Raw genomic sequence first — 19,485 nt, 5'->3', positions numbered from 1 at the left:
TGAAAAAGAGGGTCTCTAGAGATCCTCTTTTTTTATTATATATTCTTTAATATTACTTTTTATAAGCGTTATATACCTGTAAATGAAATATTAAATAATATACAATAAGGCTGATTAATAGGGTTAAATATGAGAGCAATATGGCTATATCTAAATATAGTGATCTGCAGGAATTTAAAATAAAACTAACAGATTGGTTATTCTCATTAAGAGAGAATCAGCAAGATTTTTATAGTGTATTTTTTTCATATGGAGATAAAAGTATACGCTGTCGTGTTTGGAATACGGCGGATAAAAATTACGATAAAGTAGTTAAAAGAACTCTGAATTTTATCGATAAATTATATGAAAAGAATAACCGGCTTCCTGAATTTTTAAAGTTTGACTTTGCAAAAAATATTGAAGAAAGAAAATGGACAGATCTTGTTAAAGAAGTAAGTGAGCAAAAACATAATAATCATTATCGAAAAGGAATTGCTTTTGATGAAAATTTGAGTATTTGCTTTTTGGAGCAAGAGATTTATGCAAAAGCAATTATTCGAGGGGTTGTATATAATGAACCTAATTTTTTTGATGAAAAAAATTTAAATGATGCTATTAGAAAAAAATATACCAATGTTAAGGCAAATTATTCACTAAATAAAATTGAAAAAGTCTGGGTATTTGATACACAAGCTGTTTTTTTTGAAAATAACCAGTTGATTGATTTAATATCTACGGGTCCAGAAAATGGTATACGTGTATTAAAGGGTAATAAAAAAGAACATATAAAAGAACTTGTTTTAAATAATGCCAAGTTTTTACATAATGAAATTTTAGAGAGTGGGAGGCTGGTTTATGGCTATTTCCCTGCCTATAACCGGGAAATTAAAAGTTATAATACAGTCCGTCACTGTACTGCCATATATGCCTTACTTGAAACACTTGAAGTCAATTATAATGAAGCATATCTACCAAAAATTAGAACTGCTATGCAGTATGCCATTGATCATTTATATAAAGAGGTAGATGGAAAAGCCTTTATGATTGATGGTAATGAACCTGATCTAGAAATTAAATTAGGTTCAAATGCCGCTGCAATTTTTATGTTTGCTAAATATCAGGAAATTATTGGCGACTCCAAATACCAAAAGTATGCCGAAATGCTTGCTGAAGGCATTCGCTTTATGATTGATGGTAAAGGGGAGACGACTCATGTATTAAGTTTCCCATCACTTGCAGTCAAAGAAAAGTTCAGAATTGTTTATTATGATGGGGAAGCTGCTTTAGGTCTACTTAGACTCTATCAAGTTAATCAAAATCCAATTTTGCTTGAAACTGTTAAATTAATGTTTGAGCATTTTATTACTAAAAAATATGATAAGTATCATGATCATTGGTTAAGTTATTGTACCAATGAATTAACTAAGATTTGCCCAGAAAAAAAGTATTTTGAATTTGGTTTAAATAACTATTTAAAACACATGGATTTTATTAAAAATCGTAAAACAGCATATGCAACATTTTTAGAAATGATGATGTCTGCATATAAGATGGTGGTGCGATTAAAAGAGCAAGGATTTACCGATTTAGTTAATATGGCTAAATTCGATGAACTAAAAGACTTAATAGAATTACGAGTCGAATTTCAAAGAGCAACAGGGTACTTTTATCCTGAAATAGCAATGTATATGGCTAAGCCTGAAAAAATTCTTAATGCGTTTTATGTAAGGCATGATCGTTTTAGAACACGTATCGATGATCAGGAACATAATTTATCTGGGTATGTGGCTTATTTAAATTATTTTATTTAGAGGTTGATAATGTTCTTTTTTCTAAGTGCAGGAATTGGGGAAAAGCTAACCGGTATTGAGCATGCGATTTTAAAAAGAAAACATGTTTTTGATAGCTGTGGTTTAGCGCATAAGATTGTAACCTTAAATTACAACGCCAATTATTTAAAGAGTTTAAATATCCATCATATTCGGGCTGATAGTTTTCTGAATTTATATGACGATTACCAATATTTAATTTTTGCTGCTTTGAGATCAAATACTTTAGAAGATTATTTGAGTCATATTGTAGGAGAGGTTACCCTAGAAAAAAACAATGCCAATACAGATGTAAAAGTATATATAAATGGGAATTACCTATTTTATATCCACTTTTTCTCAAATGGGAACATTTCATACATTAATTATTTTGATAAAGCGAGAACGAAATTCAAGCGAGCTTTGTATACGGAGTCAGGCTATTTATCTAAAGAAATCTATTTAGAGAAAAACCAAGTCAAATCATGTCTTTACTATAATCAGCAGGGGATTGTGGTTTTAGAGGAGCACTACACCCAAGATAATCAGCTTAGTTATTTAAGTCTAAAAGAATCCAATGGTTCATCTTGTTTTTTTCAAGATCGTGATCAGTGGATTAAGCATTGGTTTCAAAAAATTATCACCTTTTATAAGCAGCCTGTTTTTTATGTCGATAAAAACAGACTTTATAATCATATTTTAGTGGAGTTAAAGTCTCCTGCATTTAAGTTAATTTCGATTTTCCATAGCGTGCATGTCAGTAATCCTCAGAAGATGGGAGACGGGCGAATTAACTCCAATTACAAAATATCTTTAGCAGAAACAAATAAATTTGACGGTTATATTGTATCCACAGAGCAACAGCGGCAGGATCTTTGGGCACGTTTTGGTTCAGAATTAAAAATTTGGGTGATTCCTCCGACATTTGCCCACATAGAATCTGAACTCACTGTCAATGCCGTAGCATCCCCCTTCAACGTCATTTCTGTAGGGCGATATTATGTAGAAAAAAGACTTCATCATATTATTCAGGCTGTTGAAATTTTAAAAGAGAAGTATCCTGAAATTCAGCTTGATCTTTATGGTTTTGGTGACTCTAGAGATAACTTTATATATGAAAAAGAAATTCGCAAATATGTAGATGATCACGACTTAGAGACGAATGTACATTTCAAAGGCTATGTGCACAATATCTCGGACAAAATCCGAAATGCACATGTCTCTGTTGTGACGAGTACAATAGAAGGTTTCTGTATTGGAATTTTGGATAGTTTAAGTGTAGGAACGCCTGTAGTGGCCTACGATATTAAGTATGGTCCAAATGCACTAATTGAACAAAATCTTTCTGGTGTTTTAGTTGAAAATGAAAATATTCAAGCCTTAGCTATTGCAATCGAGCAATGCTACTTAAACCCACATATGAGAACCCATGCGATTAAGTCGGCGAAAAAATATGATTTGAATGACTATAAAAAGAAATGGTTAGATCATTTGTTGGAGTTGAGTTATGTATAACTATTTAGTACAAAAAAATGGTGCGTTATTGCCGCACTCCAAACCCCAACACGTCGATTTTTCTGACCAAAATGAAGGGCTAGGTCCACTTTTGGTGCTTTATGTAGTTTATAAGTTATTAGATGAACGTAAGTTAAGTTTGGATGATAGCGTCGAGATTACAGAGACGGCCCTCCAAGAAAGAGGGCGAGGTGTTGTTGGTTATGCATTACATGATAAAGTCAATTTATTACAAGTGTTAATGCATTACAAAGTAACAGCGGGTGTAGATTCTCTATTTCTTTTGGCTCAGCATGTTTATAATAAGACCCAAAAGCGCATGAGCCATTATTTTGAAGAGTTAATAAAAAAACATAACTTAAGTCCAAATAGTGCCAAAAATCTTTCAGGTAAAAAGAATTCAAAATTTATCCAGCAATATACCTTAAATGATGTGCTTAAAATCGCTGAATTAATGACTCAAATTAATCCCTTTTATCTGCAAATTTTAACGCTGGGTAAAATTGCATATAAAGCTAGAAATTTTCTAAGCCCAACATTTTTACTCGATCAAGGCAAGGTTAATTACTTTTTCAGCTTTCTTAATATTTCCATAGCATGGCAAAAGCATACATCATTTGATTTTACGATTGTCATTACACAGGGAATTGAGAGTAGTTTTCAACAAGATTCTGTGATTGAACGGCACTTATTGGGCCATGAAGGGCTGGATCGACTTATTTCTGATTTAAATGTAGTGACTACCCTCAAGCAAGATCGTGCCATTGTAAATATTATTGGTGATACCTATTTAGGCGAATATTACACTGAGCGACGTCGTAAACGAAAAGTATTTGATCCTCTATTGAATCATGGCTATGACTATAGCTTTGAAAAACTAAAGTTTTTTTTAAATGCAGCCGATATTAATCTAGCCAATCACGAAGCATGTTTTGTAAATAATCAAATTCAATCTCCCTTGGTTGGATTGAAAAAATTTATATTGGGTGCACAGGATGTACCAACAGTCAATGCGCTTAAAAAAGCCAATATTCATTATTTATGTTTAGCCAATAACCACACTGCTGACTTTGGTGCAGTAGGTATCACACATACACTAAAAACGTTGCAAAATGCGCAAATACATTATGTAGGAGTGGGAGAAAATGAGTTTGAAGCATGCACGCCCATGAGAATTCAGATTAATGGTCGTATTATTTCTTTTTATTCTGGCTATTGGCATCGAGCCACTAACGAAAAAATATTTAAATTTTATGCCACACCTTCTTCTTCTGGTGTTGCGACCTTAGAAAGTGTTTTGTATGAAGCAGTTGCATTAGAAAAGCAAAAATATCCATCGCATTTTATTGTGGTGTTGGCACATTGGGGAGTAGATTTCTTACCGACTCAAGCCTATCAAAAAATACTCGCAAACCGATTGGTTCAACAGGGGGCAGATTTGATTCTAGGTCATGGTGCTCATACTTTACAGTCGATGGAAACGATCCAAGATTCAACCGTTATTTATAGTTTAGGTAATGGTATTTTTAATAGTGATGGTGAATATGATGGTTATCCAGATGCTTTGCCATTTGGCATGATTGCACAATTGATTTTTGAGAAAGATAGTTTAAATCTACGCCTATTGCCAATTCAATCTAATAACCGTGAAACCATGTGGCAACCCGATTTTGTACAATTAGATGATTTTAATCAAGTGGCTGATTATTATGGAGATATCGATTTTAATGCTATTAACCGCGCGCAATGGCCCTATTATTTCGAGAAAAAAATTCTCTAGTTTAGCGGGACTTTAATTTTTGATAATGTTCTTTAATGATCTGAATTTGTTGATCATTAAAGCCTATATTACGTTGCCCACCACTGCCGTCACAGCCACCTTTACTTGCCATCAAGTTAGTGGTGTCTTTAAATTTTGCACCTTTAACACAAACATGACGTAAACCAAAGGCATGTCCCATTTCATGGGGGAGAGCAGCTTGAATGTTGTAATTTAGTCGCTCCCAATCAAGTAGTATGATAGGTCGTCCATTGTTATGAAAGCCCCAACTATCTGCTGCTTTAAATCCTGATTTTGAGCTGTAGCTATCAAAAATAAATATATAAATTTCAGCTTCTTTACTCTTTGATGGAAAGCACTGCCGGAAAATTTTAATAAGTGCCGGTCGTTCCATAGGTTTAGGGCTTTCTAAAAGATGGCTGAGTTTGCAGTTTAATTGTTTGAATTTTTGATATGGAATGTATTTATTTAACTCGAATTTAAAAATGGGTTGATTTTTCTCAGTGACAAAATAGCGATTTAAAATATCTACTTCTTTTTTGATTTGGCTTGGGTTATCAAATTTTTGGGCTTCAACATGGGGTGTGGCAAATATAAAATTGACTTGAACAATAGGAAGAGCCATCGCATATTCTCCAATTAAGAGCAGAGGAATGGTCGCGAGTTTTTTTATATTCATAAAATTTCTCTTATTTGTCTGTTGTATTTTTTTAATTGATCTGAGGTTTGCCTTTGCTAACAATGATATTCCAAATTTTGTTGGAATGAAGCTGGTTTTTTTAAGCATGATTTAGGGGGTGAGAGGGGTATTTAAGTTGAGCAAAAAATGGCGTTTGTGGAGAAAGAGTTGAGTGTACTAAAAAGAGTAGTGATAAAAAATCCCGTCATAGAGACGGGATTTTTTATCTTTCCCTTACCAGCTTAACGCACCACCTGTCTGGTAATCCGTGACGCGCGTTTCAAAGAAGTTCTTCTCTTTACGCAGATCCATCATCTCTGACATCCACTGGAATGGGTTGTTTACCCCAGTAAACTGTTCAGGTAAGCCTAACTGGCTCAAACGACGGTTACAGATGAACTTCAGGTATTCTTCCATCATGCTGGCATTCATACCCAATACACCGCGTGGCATGGTGTCACGTGCATATTCGATTTCAAGCATAGTGCCTTCAAGAATCATCTGAATGACTTCTTGCTGGAACTCAGCTGTCCACAAGTGTGGGTTCTCGATCTTGATCTGGTTGATCATGTCGATACCGAAGTTCAGATGCATCGACTCATCACGCAAGATGTACTGGAACTGCTCAGCCACACCATTCATCTTGTTACGGCGACCCATCGACAAGATTTGGCTAAAACCGCAGTAGAAGAAAATCCCTTCCAGCACGCAATAGAATGCAATCAGGTTGCGAAGCAAAATCTGGTCGTTTTCAGGTGTACCGGTTTTAAAGGTAGGATCACTTAAAGACTGGGTATACTTCAGCCCCCACGCTGCTTTACGTGCCACTGATGGAACTTCACGGTACATGTTAAAGACTTCGCCTTCATCCATACCCAAAGATTCAATACAGTACTGGTAAGCATGGGTATGAATCGCTTCTTCAAACGACTGACGCAAGATGTACTGACGGCATTCTGGGTTGGTAATATGGCGGTAAATTGCCAGTACCAGGTTATTGGCTACCAGTGAGTCCGCAGTCGAGAAGAAACCAAGCGAACGCATGACGATAGTACGTTCATCTTCAGTCAGACCATCTTCAGACTTCCATAATGCAATATCATGGTTCATGTTAATTTCTTGTGGCATCCAGTGGTTGGCACAACCATCCAGATATTTCTGCCACGCCCATTCATATTTGAATGGAACAAGCTGATTCAAGTCGGCGCGGCAGTTGATCATACGTTTGTCGTCAACCTGTACACGCTCTGCACCCATCTCAAGCTCTTCAAGACCTGGTGCAACATCCAGCTGGCTTAAGGAAGCAGATGCTTTTGCCAGTGAATCGGCTGGATTTGATCCTGTACTTCGAGGGGCTGGAGCGGGTTGTGCAGTTGCCACATCCGGCGATGTGTTGCCTGCATCAGATACCACTTGTGAATTAGTCGCTTTTTGCGGCTCGACGGGCGTAGGCTGGTGTTCAGGTGCAGCCGGTTTTTGCGAATCATCTTCGAAATCGTCCCAACTTAGGATAGACATATCAATTCTCTCTACGTTGCTTTATATCTTTTATGCGACATTCAGCTTGGCTGAGATGTCTTACTATACGCTTAATTTGTGTAAGCAAAATTAAGTTTTGTCGATGAATGCTGTGAATTTATACAGCAGCACTATCCCCACTACTTATTTTGCTTACGCTGTTGGCGAACTTTGAACCAGAAATAAGCAATCGGTACGTAAAAGGTAATACCAAAGGAAATCAGCAATGCCGCAAGTCCTAACATGTAGTTATGGGTCATAGGGGACATTGAGGTTTCCTTATTTGTATTAACATCTAAATCCTCCCCACACCCCTCTTTAAGAAAGAGGGGCTTTTTACATCTCAAATTATGGGCTGTGATCCCCCTCCTTTTAGGAGGGGTTAGGGGAGGTCAAGCAAAGCTTACTGACAAGCCTCACAATCAGGATTGTCAATTGAACATGCTTGTGGTACTGGAGCCGCTTGAGCAAAACCTTCTTCCTCTGCAGGAGCTTCAGGTTTTTGCGCTTCAACCACCGGAGCGGCTGCTGCAACAGGTGCTGTAGTCGCAGTTGCTTTAACAGCATTTAGTGTGCCTGTATTAATCGTTGATTTCTCAGCAGATGTGGCACCCAGTGCACGTAGGTAATAAGTGGTTTTTAGGCCACGTAACCACGCCATTTTATAGGTAATGTCCAGCTTCTTACCATTTGCACCTGAAATATACAGGTTCAGCGATTGCGCTTGGTCGATCCATTTTTGACGACGAGAAGCAGCATCCACGATCCAGCGTGGCTCAACTTCAAATGCAGTTGCGAAGATTGCTTTCAGTTCTTCTGGAATACGAGAAATCTTCTGCACCGAACCTTCAAAATGTTTCAGGTCGTTGACCATGACCGCATCCCACAGACCGCGTTCTTTTAATGCACGAACCAGATACGGGTTGATCACGGTGAATTCGCCAGACAGGTTAGATTTCACATATAAGTTCTGGAAGGTCGGCTCAATGGACTGAGACACGCCACAAATGTTCGAAATCGTAGCAGTCGGAGCAATTGCCATCACGTTCGAGTTACGCATACCGTCTTTTTGAACTTTGGCTCGTAAGCTGTCCCAATCCAGACGTTGCGTACGATCCACTTCAAACATGCGCTCTGGGCGTGTTTTTGCGACCAGATCCAGTGAATCGATCGGCAAGATGCCTTGATCCCATAATGAACCCTTAAAGGTTTCATAAGTACCACGCTCAACCGCCAAATCGCTTGAGGTTGAAATGGCATAGTAAGAAATCACTTCCATCGATTCGTCAGCGAAGTTCACCGCTTCATCAGAACCGTAAGCCATACCCATTTCGTACAGTGCATCCTGGAAGCCCATGATTCCCATACCAACTGGACGGTGTTTCAGGTTTGAATTTTTTGCTTGCGGAACAGCGTAGTAGTTGATGTCAATTACGTTGTCGAGCATACGAACGGCTGTTTTAATCGTGCGAGCAAGCTTCTCTCGATTTAAGACCCCACCTTGAACATGCTGAACCAGGTTGATCGAACCCAGGTTACATACCGCAATTTCATCTTTGCTGGTGTTTAATGTAATTTCAGTACACAGGTTAGAAGAGTGAACCACACCTACATGCTGTTGTGGTGAACGCAGGTTACATACGTCTTTGAAAGTGATCCATGGGTGACCGGTTTCAAACAGCATCGACAGCATTTTGCGCCACAAATCTTTTGCACGGATTTTCTTGTGCAGCATATTTGTTTCTTTGGCAATGCTTTCGTAGTAAGCATAACGCTCAGCGAATGCTGCACCAGTCAAATCATGCAGATCAGGCGTTTCAGAAGGAGTGAATAAAGTCCATTCTGCATCTTCAAATACACGTTGCATGAACAGGTCAGGAACCCAGTTCGCCGTGTTCATGTCGTGGGTACGACGACGGTCATCACCGGTGTTCTTACGCAGTTCCAGGAATTCTTCAATGTCCAAGTGCCAGGTTTCAAGGTATGCGCAGACTGCACCTTTACGCTTACCACCCTGGTTCACCGCAACAGCTGTATCGTTTGCTACTTTCAGGAATGGAACTACACCTTGAGACTTACCGTTAGTGCCTTTGATGTATGAGTTCAAGGCACGCACTGGCGTCCAGTCATTACCTAAACCGCCTGCCCATTTAGACAGCATTGCGTTATCACGCATCGCGCCATAAATGTCATACAGATCATCATCAATGGTGGTCAAGTAACAGCTCGATAATTGTGGACGTAACGTACCCGAGTTAAACAGGGTAGGCGTTGATGCCATATAGTCAAAGCTAGACAATAAGTTATAGAACTCAATCGCGCGATCTTCACGGTTTTCTTCATTGAGTGACAAGCCCATAGAAACACGCATAAAGAACAATTGCGGAAGTTCGAAACGTACGCCATCTGAATGGATGAAGTAACGGTCAAATAGAGTTTGCAGGCCCAAGTAAGTAAACTGGTTTGAGCGTTCTGGTTGAATTGCCGCTGCCAGTTTTGCCAGGTCAAAGTTCAACAGTTCTGGAGAAAGGAGCTCAAGCTCGATACCTTTCTTCAGGAAAGTTTCAAGCGCATCGCCTTCATTGGTGTCTGTCGGAAGACCCAAGAACTCTAAACCGGTGGCTACCAGATCATCACGTAGTAAACGTGCAGTCACATACGTATAGTTAGGCTCTTGCTCAATACGGGTACGGGTCGCCATCATCATTGTGGTTGAGATGTCAGACTCTTTCACGCCGTTATACAGGTTCTTGACAGTCTCGTTGACAATCGCCTGTATATCAATACCTTCTAAACCTTCAGCAGCTTTGGTCACTTTTGCAGTCAAAGCGCTTAAATCGAGTGGCTTAAGCTTCCCGTCAGCATCCATGACTTGAAGCGTAGGGTGATGGTTTGCACCCAGCTGCTTTCGAGCTTCAGCACGTTGTTCGCGATAGATGACATAGGCACGCGCAACTTTCTGTTCGCCTGTACGCATAAGCGCAAGTTCAACCTGATCTTGGATTTCTTCAATGTGAATGGTTCCGCCTGAAGGCAAGCGACGTTTGAATGTGTTGAGGACCATTTCCGTCAGTTGTTCAATGCGATCGTGAATACGACTTGAGTCAGCGCTTTGCTGGCCTTCTACAGCCAAGAAAGCTTTACCAATGGCAACAGAGATTTTTTCCGCGTCAAAGCTGGCAACATCTCCGGTGCGTTTAATCACCTGAATTTGACCAGGAGTTGAAATTGATACGCTCATGCTAGCATAGCTCCATTTGTCATCTATTTTTATGTTTATAGACCATTTGAACTGGGCGATTTTTGTGCCACAGTGTTTGAGGAATAAACACAAGACCTAGTGGTTTAAAGTTTAATTGGACACAAGATACGGGAAAAATCAGGGTAGATCAATATTGACATTTTGCTAAATATTTTTCTGAAGTTTTATCTCGAACTTTTGTAAAAAAATCCCTATTTTTATTGATTTTTGTATAAGCCTTGTCCGGTAAGGCATAGCATAACAAAGCTGGCCTCAAGTGCTTATAGATAACCTTGTGGATAACTAAAAAGCCTTGACTCAAGCAGTCACATTTTATTCATGTAATTTTTATTGTAAAGGTGAGAGGATGGCCGAACTCTTGAGAAAAGCGCTTTTGTCTGAAAAGGCGCCTAATAAGTATTACAAAATGCTATTTTGATGTATCAGTTTGGTGAACAGGATATTGTTTACAATGTAAACGTGTGTATATTGCAAGCATATTAAAATCGTATCTATTGGATTTCAAAAGGATACGCCATAGCATACGTCCATTAAATAAAGAGGCAAGACATGAGCCAAGAAGAAAAGTTACCCAAGATTTTAATTGTTGAAGATGATGAACGTCTTGCACGTTTAACTCAAGAATATCTAATCCGTAACGGGCTGGAAGTTGGAGTTGAGCCAGATGGTAATCGTGCAATTCGTCGTATTATTGCCGAGCAGCCTGATATGGTTGTCCTCGATGTGATGTTGCCGGGTGCAGATGGTTTGACCATTTGTCGTGAAGTGCGTCCACATTATCATCAGCCGATTTTAATGCTGACCGCACGCACAGAAGATATGGATCAGGTATTGGGTCTGGAAATGGGGGCGGACGACTATGTGGCTAAACCGGTACAGCCACGTGTACTTTTAGCGCGTATTCGTGCTTTGCTACGCCGTACCGACAAAGTGCCGGAAGATGAAGTGGCACAGCGTATTGAGTTTGATGACCTGGTCATCGACAATGGTGGGCGTTCAGTGACCTTAAATGGCGAGCTGGTTGATTTTACCAGCGCTGAATACGATCTGTTGTGGCTGCTTGCCTCAAATGCGGGGCGTATTCTGTCTCGTGAAGACATTTTCGAACGCTTGCGCGGCATTGAATATGATGGTCAGGACCGCTCAATTGATGTGCGTATCTCGCGCATTCGTCCAAAAATTGGTGATGATCCAGAGAATCCGAAACGTATTAAAACAGTACGTAGTAAAGGTTATCTATTCGTCAAAGAAACCAACGGAATGTAGGATCAGACGGTTGGTTGCCTGAAAAGCAGGATAAATATAAGTGTTTAAACACAGTATATTTTTGCGTATTTACGCAGGATTGGTCGTCCTTGTTGTATTGGTGGCGATATTTGGCTACCTGCTGGTACAGATTATTAACTATCAGCGTGCGCAGGAATATCGTGAATCCCTGACTGATGGTATGGCTTATATCATCAGTGAGGGGGTTGCGCGTCAGCCCAACCTTCAGCAGAAGATGGATTGGATTTCCGATGCCTCGGATTTATTAGAACTCCCGATTTACTATATTGAAGCCAGTAAAGTTGATGTTACCCGCGCCGAAGCCCGACGACTGGCTGAGCGCAAGGCCGTCGTGCGCTGGGATGCCAAAACCAGCGTGGCCTATATTGTTGTAGCGCTGCAAGATGATCCGGAGCATTATCTTTATATCAAGGCGGACAATATTACCGAACGTCAGATGAAGGCTTTGCCAGTCTTTATTCTGGATTATCTCGTGTACTATCCGGGCCAGGAAAAAGAATACCTTGAGCGTATTCAGTCATATTTTTCCTACCCGATTTCAATAGAGACCGTACAGGCGCTGCCGCTGGACTCCGAACAGATCGGACGTTTACGCCTGGATCACAGTATTATTCTGTATCGTGATAGTGCCTCGATTCGTGGCACCACTATTTCCATTGTGTCACCCATTCCAGGTTCGACCTCGGAAGTACTGGTTATGGGGCCAGTACCACTCTTTAACTGGATGCCATTTCAGCTGGCGGCGGGTATCACCTTGCTCAGCTTGTTTGTCTTAAGTCTGGGGGTGTATGGTTTGCTGGTGCCGATGCAGCGTAAACTGCGCGAAGTCAATTATGCCCTGAACAAGATGAAGAGCGGGAATATGTCGCTCCGTCTTCCGATTGAGGGAAATGATGAAATGGCGACTCTGGCATCCAGCTATAACAATATGTCAGATCATATTCAGCGTCTTATTGAAGCGCAGCGTGAGCTGATGCGTGCCGTGTCGCATGAGCTGCGTACGCCTGTTGCGCGGATTCGTTTTGCGGTAGAAATGATGGCAGATGAAGATGACTACGATTACCGCCTACAGCAAGTCGAACAGATCGATAAGGATATTGAGGCGCTAAATACCCTGATTGATGAGATTATGACCTATGCCAAGCTTGAGCAGGGCATGCCTTCAATTGAGTTTGAACATGTAGATCTGTATGAAGTGTTAAATCAGGTTGCTGTGGAAACTGAAGCTCTGAAGACCGGAAAAGTTATTGAGCTGCAAGCAATGTCTGATGACATAGTGGTGGAGGCGGAGCGGCGCTATTTGCACCGGGTGATTCAAAATTTGGTAGGGAATGCCGTACGTTATTGCGATAGCAGAATTTTGCTAAGTGGTGGGCTGGATGCTGAAGGACAAGCCTATATCTGTATAGAAGATGATGGTCCAGGGATTCCGGAAATAGACCGCGCCCGTATCTTTGAAGCTTTTGCCCGTTTAGATGATAGTCGTACCCGGGCTTCAGGGGGGTATGGTTTGGGGCTTTCTATTGTTAGTCGGATTGCTTACTGGTTCGGAGGAAGCATTGAGGTTGATCAGAGTCCGAAACTGGGTGGCGCGCGCTTTATTATGACTTGGCCGGCCCATCGTTATAGTAAGAAATCCAGACCGAAAACGCTGGAACATGTTGAAGAAGCCAGCAGCGAGCGTTCAGCCTAAAATCTGTGTTTAAGTCGCCTGATATAAAAAACGATACTGATTTCAGTATCGTTTTTTTTGTTTTATGCTACGAGGATTTATTCCTGTACGGTGACGTCTGGTTCAATTAGCGGTTTGCCATCACGCAGGCTATCTAAGGGTTCTGCATTAAAATCAATCATCAGCTTATTGTATTTGGCATCTATACTATAATTCTGGATCAGTTTTTGGTCGCCAGAGATGGTTTCCACTTTATATTCATCAACAATATTTAAAATGCCTTCTAGGTTGATACTCGAAGAGGCCTGATCGGCTTGGAACAGGTCGTGAATTTCGCGTAAGTCAAAAATAGCATTGCTGGCATCAGGGTGTTTATGAATATAAGTTTCGATATGTCGAATCAAAAGTTGGGCAAATAAAAAATAATTAGGTTTATGCGTAAAATGTAGAGACATACTGGACTCCTTTAGTTGCTTTATTTATGTGATTATCAGGCCTAGAAATACAAATAACATAATCTGAATCAATCTGTTGAATGTGTTGCAAAAAAATACAATTGCTTGATGAGGTGGCGCAGCCGGAACAGGGTTTAAATTGCCTGATTTATTTTTTTTGCTGAAAATTTAAACGACGCAAATCGTGTTTAAAGTTACTTTTTGCTGTGGCAAACTTATTTTGTTTTAGTTAATTCGATTTAAGACCTAAATAGAAACTTTCCTGACTTGATGGATTCAAGTTGAAATAGACTGTCAGGACTGAAAACTGGATTTTTACAGGCTTGTTAAAATAATTGAAGGTCGAAAATCAACTAAATAAAGCAATTAGTGCAGCTTTGAGTGCACTCACGCCCAATTAAATACTGAAATGCCTAAAAAATCATCCCAAAGACTAAGGGCGAGAAGCTAGCAAGTGAAATCCAAAATCAGGTACAATTGGCGGGATTAATTTTGTGTTTGGTGTATTTGAAGGCCAATACATACATTCTTTGTTAATAAATAGGCCTGCCAGGAGTTATCCCCGCATGAATGCCATTACTCCATACGAATGGGCAATTATTGCCTTCGTGATCGGTGTTACATTTTTGTGCGTCTTTATGCTCACTGTCCCATTACTCCTCGGGGGTAAATCATGGGGCCGTGCCAAGCAGGAGCAGTTTGAGTCAGGCGTAGTTGGAGCAGGTGGAGCCCGTATCCGCTTGTCCGCAAAATTCTATCTGGTTGCAATTTTCTTCGTCGTGTTTGACTTGGAAGCCCTTTACCTGTACGCATGGGCAGCTTCTGTTCGTGAAGTAGGTTGGGTTGGTTTTGTAACCGCAGCTATATTTATTTTAGTTTTACTCGTTGGCTTGGTTTACGAATTATCGACAGGCGCACTGAACTGGGCACCTTCAGACAAACGTAAAGCAGCCGGGATTAAACCTAAAATTGGTTCGCCAAATATGGATCTTGCGGAAATTACGCGCTTCAACTCAGTTGAAGAATTGGTTATGGACCCAACTGGCCAAATCCCAGCTCAATCATCTGGTCTTGTGAAAAAGTCACAAGCTCAATCATCTGATAAGGAGTAACTCGGGATGAAATACACATTAACCCGTGCGAATCCGAATGCTGATCAATATCCACTTCAAGAGCGTATCTTGGTAGAAGACCCGCTTTTAGAAGAAGAAGTGAATAAAAACGTATTCATGACTCGCTTAGAGGATGTAATACACACAGCAGTAAACTGGGGACGCAAGAACTCAGTTTGGCCGTTTAACTTTGGTACGTCTTGCTGCTATGTAGAGTATGCAACGACCTTGACCGGTGTACATGACTTGTCACGCTTTGGTGCCGAGGTCATCCGTGCTTCACCACGTCAGGCCGATTTGATGATCGTCGCTGGTACATGCTTCGTGAAAATGGCTCCGGTGATTCAACGTCTGTACGAGCAGATGCTTGAACCAAAGTGGGTAATTTCAATGGGTGCGTGTGCAAACTCAGGTGGTATGTACGATATTTATTCAGTTGTACAGGGTGTTGATAAAATCATTCCTGTCGATGTGTATATCCCAGGTTGCCCGCCACGTCCTGAAGCCCTGATTCAGGCACTCATGCTGTTGCAAGACCAAATTCAACTAGAGCGTCGTCCGCTTTCTGCGGTGATCGGTGATGATCTTAAGCCAGTGTATAAGCCAAAGATGATGCCGGAACGTGACCGTAAGAAAGATCAGCGTGTTGCTGTGAAAAATTTACGCTCTATGGATGAAATTAAATAATTTAAACGACAGATGATCTGTTGCACCCGCTCTGGGTGTAGTCGTCGTTTAGGTTGACTGAATTTGTATTAAATAGGAAGCCAAGCCAATGGCTGAAACTGACATTGCTATGCCAGAATCAACAGCAGTTGATTCACGCCCAGCATTTGCCATCATTGAAGAGCTCAAAACCAAATTTGGTGAGAACTTCTTTGTGCAAACGACTTTCGAGGATTTCCCGACAGTTTGGGTTGAGCGCGCACGTGTACAAGAAGTTTTAATGTTCTTGCGTACCGTGCCACGTCCTTATGTGATGCTATTTGACTTGTCTGCAGTAGATGAGCGCTTGCGTACCCATCGTGACGGTTTGCCTGCATCAGAATTCACAGTGTTCTATCACTTATTGTCGTTAGAGCGTAACTGTGACATTCGTATTAAAGTGGCCTTAAGCGACAGCGATCTGAATATGCCGACCGCAACGAATATCTGGCCGAATGCGAACTGGTATGAGCGTGAAGCTTATGACATGTTTGGTATCAATTTCGAAGGGCATCCAATGCTCCGTCGTATCTTGTTGCCAACCTACTGGGAAGGTCATCCGTTACGTAAAGAGTATTCTGCACGTGCAACTGAATATACGCCGTATATTCAGGATAAGGCCAAGCAGGATTTTGAACAGGAACATTTACGTTTCGTCCCTGAGGACTGGGGTCTGAAGCGCGGTAATGCCGATGAAGACTTCATGTTCCTGAACCTGGGTCCAAACCACCCATCTGCGCACGGTGCCTTCCGTGTGATCTTGCAGCTGGATGGTGAGGAAGTGAAGGACTGTGTGCCTGATATCGGTTATCACCACCGTGGTGTGGAGAAGATGGCTGAACGTCAAACCTGGCATTCCTTCATTCCCTATACTGACCGTGTCGACTACCTGGGTGGTTGTGCGCAAAACATGCCTTATGTGATGGGTGTGGAGCAAATGGCGGGCATTACTGTCCCTGACCGCGCGCAATGTATTCGTGTCATGATGTCAGAACTGTTCCGTATCAATAACCACTTGCTGTTCATTGGTACTGCGATTCAGGATGCCGGTGGTATGACACCTGTATTCTATATGTTCGCTGACCGTCAAAAAGTCTATGACATCGTGGAAGCGATTACCGGTTACCGTATGCATCCGGCATGGTTCCGGATTGGTGGTACTGCACACGACCTGCCAAATGGCTGGGATAAACTGGTTCGAGAATTACTCGACTGGATGCCAAAACGTATGAATGAATACTACAAAGCTGCTTTACGCAACTCGGTATTCATGGGCCGTACCCAGGGTGTGGCGCAATACGATGCAAAATCTGCGCTGGCTTGGGGTGTAACAGGTACTGGTCTGCGTGCCACAGGCATTGATTTCGACGTACGTAAATACCGTCCATATAGCGGTTATGAAAACTACGACTTTGAAGTGCCTTTAGAGTATGAAGGTGATGCCTATGCACGTGTGCTGGTTCATTTCCGTGAAATCGAAGAATCACTGAAAATCATTCGTCAGTGCCTGGATAACATGCCATCTGGTGCTTATAAAGCAGACCATCCATTGGCAGTGCCACCACCAAAAGACAAGACATTGCAAGATATTGAAACCTTGATTACGCACTTCTTAAGCGTGTCATGGGGTCCTGTAATGCCTGCTGGTGAAGCATCTGTAATGGCCGAAGTGGTGAAAGGGGCATCGAACTACTACCTGACTTCAGACAAGTCAACCATGAGTTATCGTACCCGTATCCGTACACCGACTTTCACGCACTTACAGCAAATGCCTTCTGTGATTAACGGCAGTCTTGTATCTGACTTAATCATTTATTTAGCGACAATTGACGTCGTAATGGCTGACGTGGATCGCTAAGGGGTAACGCATTATGATGATTTTGACTGATAGAAAGCCACGTGTGAATGTTGAAGGGATTTTAACGAAGGAAGAAATCCACGAAATCGAACAGCACATGGGCCACTATCCATATCCACGTGCAGCGTGTCTTGATGCGCTGAAGTGTGTACAACGCCGTAATGGCTGGGTAGATGATGCGCAGATGAATGCTATCGCGCAAATGCTCAGCATGAGTGTTGCGGATTTGGAAGGTGTAGCGACTTTCTATAACCGTATTTATCGCCAGCCCGTGGGTCGTCACGTAATTTTACTGTGTGACTCGATTGCGTGTTTCTTGATGGGTGCGGAAACTTTGGCAGAAGCTTTCCAGCGTGAACTGGGTATCCAGTTTGGTCAGACGACTGCTGATGGCCGTTTTACCTTGCTACCAATTTGCTGTCTGGGTAACTGTGACAAGGGCCCAACCTTAATGATTGATGAAGATACGCACGGTTTAGTTGAAGTGACTTCGGTTAAACAGTTGCTGGAGAAGTATGTATGAATACTGAACCAAAACCAATTTATGGTGACGGTAACCCAGAAACGCATCCATTGACCTGGCGTTTGAGTAAACAAGAGCACGTTCGTAATGCCGATGATTACGAAGCCCTAGAGGGTTATGCCGGCTTTAAAAAAGCCATTGGCATGCAGCCGAAAGAAGTGCTGGAAGTCATTAAAGCGGCAACAGTAAAGGGCCGTGGTGGTGCAGGTTTCCCGGCAGGCATCAAATGGTCGCTGATGGCACCAAATGACAATTCAGGTCCTCGTTATCTGATTTGTAATGCCGATGAAATGGAACCAGGTACCTTCAAAGACCGTCTGTTGATGGAAGATCTTCCTCACCAGCTGATTGAAGGTATGCTGATTGCCGGCTATACCCTCGAAGCGACTCATGGTTATATCTTTATCCGTGGCGAATATATCGAAGCGGCAAAATACCTGAACGACGCGATTGCACAAATCCGTGCCAAAGGTTATCTGGGTGAAAATATCCTGGATTCTGGCTGGAACTTTGAGTTGCACGTGCATACCGGTGCAGGCCGTTATATCTGTGGTGAAGAAACAGCACTGATTAACTCGCTGGAAGGCCGCCGTGCCAACCCGCGTACCAAACCACCATTCCCGCAAGTTGCAGGGGCTTGGGGTCGTCCGACGATTGTCAACAACGTCGAGACCTACAACAACTTGCCGGCAATTATGCTGCGTGGCCCTGAATGGTATATTGGTCTGTCTGCGGGTAAATCCAAAGATCCAGGCACTAAAATCTATGGTGCATCTGGTAAGGTGAAATTCCCTGGCTTATGGGAGCTTCCATTTGGTACCACGGCTCGTGAAGTGATTGAAGAACATGCCGGTGGTATGCGTGATGGCTTAAAGCTAAAAGCATGGTTGCCGGGCGGTGCCTCGACTGACTTCCTGGCCGCAGAGCATATCGACCTTCCGATGGATGCAGAAAGCATCATGAAAGCAGGCTCACGTTTAGGAACCTGTTTATTGATGGTGGTGGATGAAACGCAATGTATGGTTTCAGCAACACGTAACCTGGAAGAGTTCTTTGCCCGTGAATCATGTGGCTGGTGTACGCCTTGCCGTGATGGCTTGCCTTGGGCGGTGAAAGCGCTGAAAGCACTTGAAGATGGTACAGGTAAAAAAGAAGATATCGATCACTTGCAGGAACTGACCCGCAAGCTTTGGATTGGTAAAACTTTCTGTGCTCACGCACCAGGTGCGATGGAACCATTAATGGGCGCACTCAAACATTTCCGTGGCGAGTTTGAAGCAAAAGTAGTAAATGCTGCCGCTCAAACCCGCAACGTAGAACAAGCTTAAG

At 41.8% G+C, this 19,485-nt stretch carries 15 protein-coding genes; 10 read left to right on the top strand and 5 right to left on the bottom strand.

The annotated features are described in order from the left end of the window. Positions 1 to 140 precede the first annotated feature (140 nt). From E5Y90_RS11060 to E5Y90_RS11050, 3 genes are read left to right on the top strand one after another with little or no spacing between them, the layout of a single operon-like run. Complete coding sequence (locus tag E5Y90_RS11060) at positions 141 to 1,793, top strand: poly alpha-glucosyltransferase (RefSeq protein ID WP_151203425.1); 1,653 nt, start codon at positions 141 to 143, stop codon at positions 1,791 to 1,793. Between the two features lie 9 nt (positions 1,794 to 1,802). Continuing rightward, positions 1,803 to 3,305, top strand: coding sequence for a glycosyltransferase (locus E5Y90_RS11055; RefSeq protein ID WP_174660214.1), 1,503 nt, complete (start codon positions 1,803 to 1,805; stop codon positions 3,303 to 3,305). Next, positions 3,298 to 5,085, top strand: a complete 1,788-nt coding sequence (locus E5Y90_RS11050) for a CapA family protein (RefSeq protein WP_151203427.1) — start codon at positions 3,298 to 3,300, stop codon at positions 5,083 to 5,085. The genes E5Y90_RS11055 and E5Y90_RS11050 overlap by 8 nt, the downstream gene beginning before the upstream one ends. A 1-nt stretch (position 5,086) precedes the next feature. On the opposite strand, the gene E5Y90_RS11045 is transcribed toward E5Y90_RS11050, so the two are convergent. From E5Y90_RS11045 to E5Y90_RS11035, 4 genes are all read right to left on the bottom strand, one after another. Further along, positions 5,087 to 5,764 carry a metalloprotease gene (locus tag E5Y90_RS11045; RefSeq protein ID WP_151203428.1) on the bottom strand — a complete coding sequence of 226 codons (678 nt, stop codon included), beginning with the start codon at positions 5,762 to 5,764 and terminating at the stop codon, positions 5,087 to 5,089. 234 nt (positions 5,765 to 5,998) lie between these two features. Then, positions 5,999 to 7,282 (bottom strand): ribonucleotide-diphosphate reductase subunit beta, encoded by a 1,284-nt coding sequence (locus E5Y90_RS11040; protein WP_151203429.1) that lies wholly within the window; start codon positions 7,280 to 7,282, stop codon positions 5,999 to 6,001. Between the two features lie 140 nt (positions 7,283 to 7,422). Next, complete coding sequence (locus tag E5Y90_RS17585; RefSeq protein ID WP_257234948.1) at positions 7,423 to 7,551, bottom strand: hypothetical protein; 129 nt, start codon at positions 7,549 to 7,551, stop codon at positions 7,423 to 7,425. Positions 7,552 to 7,685: 134 nt separating this feature from the next. Further along, a complete protein-coding gene (locus E5Y90_RS11035) occupies positions 7,686 to 10,523 on the bottom strand; it encodes a ribonucleoside-diphosphate reductase subunit alpha (protein WP_174660213.1) in 2,838 nt (945 codons plus the stop codon). 570 nt (positions 10,524 to 11,093) lie between these two features. Here E5Y90_RS11035 and bfmR point away from each other — a divergent pair. Then, entirely contained in the window at positions 11,094 to 11,810 is a 717-nt protein-coding gene (bfmR, locus tag E5Y90_RS11030) for a response regulator transcription factor BfmR (protein WP_004891693.1), read from the top strand. Between the two features lie 40 nt (positions 11,811 to 11,850). Next, positions 11,851 to 13,524 (top strand): sensor histidine kinase BfmS, encoded by a 1,674-nt coding sequence (bfmS, locus tag E5Y90_RS11025; RefSeq protein ID WP_174660212.1) that lies wholly within the window; start codon positions 11,851 to 11,853, stop codon positions 13,522 to 13,524. 77 nt (positions 13,525 to 13,601) lie between these two features. On the opposite strand, the gene E5Y90_RS11020 is transcribed toward bfmS, so the two are convergent. Continuing rightward, positions 13,602 to 13,958: a hypothetical protein gene (locus tag E5Y90_RS11020; RefSeq protein WP_151203433.1), complete on the bottom strand. Its 357-nt coding sequence runs from the start codon at positions 13,956 to 13,958 to the stop codon at positions 13,602 to 13,604. Positions 13,959 to 14,524: 566 nt separating this feature from the next. On the opposite strand from E5Y90_RS11020, the gene E5Y90_RS11015 reads away from it, so the two are divergent. From E5Y90_RS11015 to nuoF, 5 genes are all read left to right on the top strand, one after another. Further along, positions 14,525 to 15,070: an NADH-quinone oxidoreductase subunit A gene (locus tag E5Y90_RS11015; RefSeq protein ID WP_151207530.1), complete on the top strand. Its 546-nt coding sequence runs from the start codon at positions 14,525 to 14,527 to the stop codon at positions 15,068 to 15,070. Between the two features lie 6 nt (positions 15,071 to 15,076). Further along, entirely contained in the window at positions 15,077 to 15,757 is a 681-nt protein-coding gene (locus tag E5Y90_RS11010) for a NuoB/complex I 20 kDa subunit family protein (protein ID WP_151203435.1), read from the top strand. Positions 15,758 to 15,845: 88 nt separating this feature from the next. Further along, the gene (gene nuoC / locus E5Y90_RS11005) at positions 15,846 to 17,633 is read left to right on the top strand and encodes an NADH-quinone oxidoreductase subunit C/D (RefSeq protein ID WP_151203436.1); all 1,788 of its coding nucleotides are present in this window, start codon (positions 15,846 to 15,848) and stop codon (positions 17,631 to 17,633) included. 13 nt (positions 17,634 to 17,646) lie between these two features. After that, complete coding sequence (gene nuoE, locus E5Y90_RS11000; RefSeq protein WP_151203437.1) at positions 17,647 to 18,156, top strand: NADH-quinone oxidoreductase subunit NuoE; 510 nt, start codon at positions 17,647 to 17,649, stop codon at positions 18,154 to 18,156. After that, entirely contained in the window at positions 18,153 to 19,484 is a 1,332-nt protein-coding gene (gene nuoF, locus E5Y90_RS10995) for an NADH-quinone oxidoreductase subunit NuoF (RefSeq protein ID WP_151203438.1), read from the top strand. The genes nuoE and nuoF overlap by 4 nt, the downstream gene beginning before the upstream one ends. The last annotated feature ends 1 nt before the right edge of the window (position 19,485 follow it).

This window comes from Acinetobacter sp. 10FS3-1, from assembly GCF_013343215.1.
GTDB classification, from domain to species: Bacteria; Pseudomonadota; Gammaproteobacteria; order Pseudomonadales; family Moraxellaceae; genus Acinetobacter; species Acinetobacter lwoffii_C.
The sequence above is the reverse complement of the archived record's forward strand: the minus strand, read 5'-3'. Positions and strand labels throughout refer to the sequence as shown.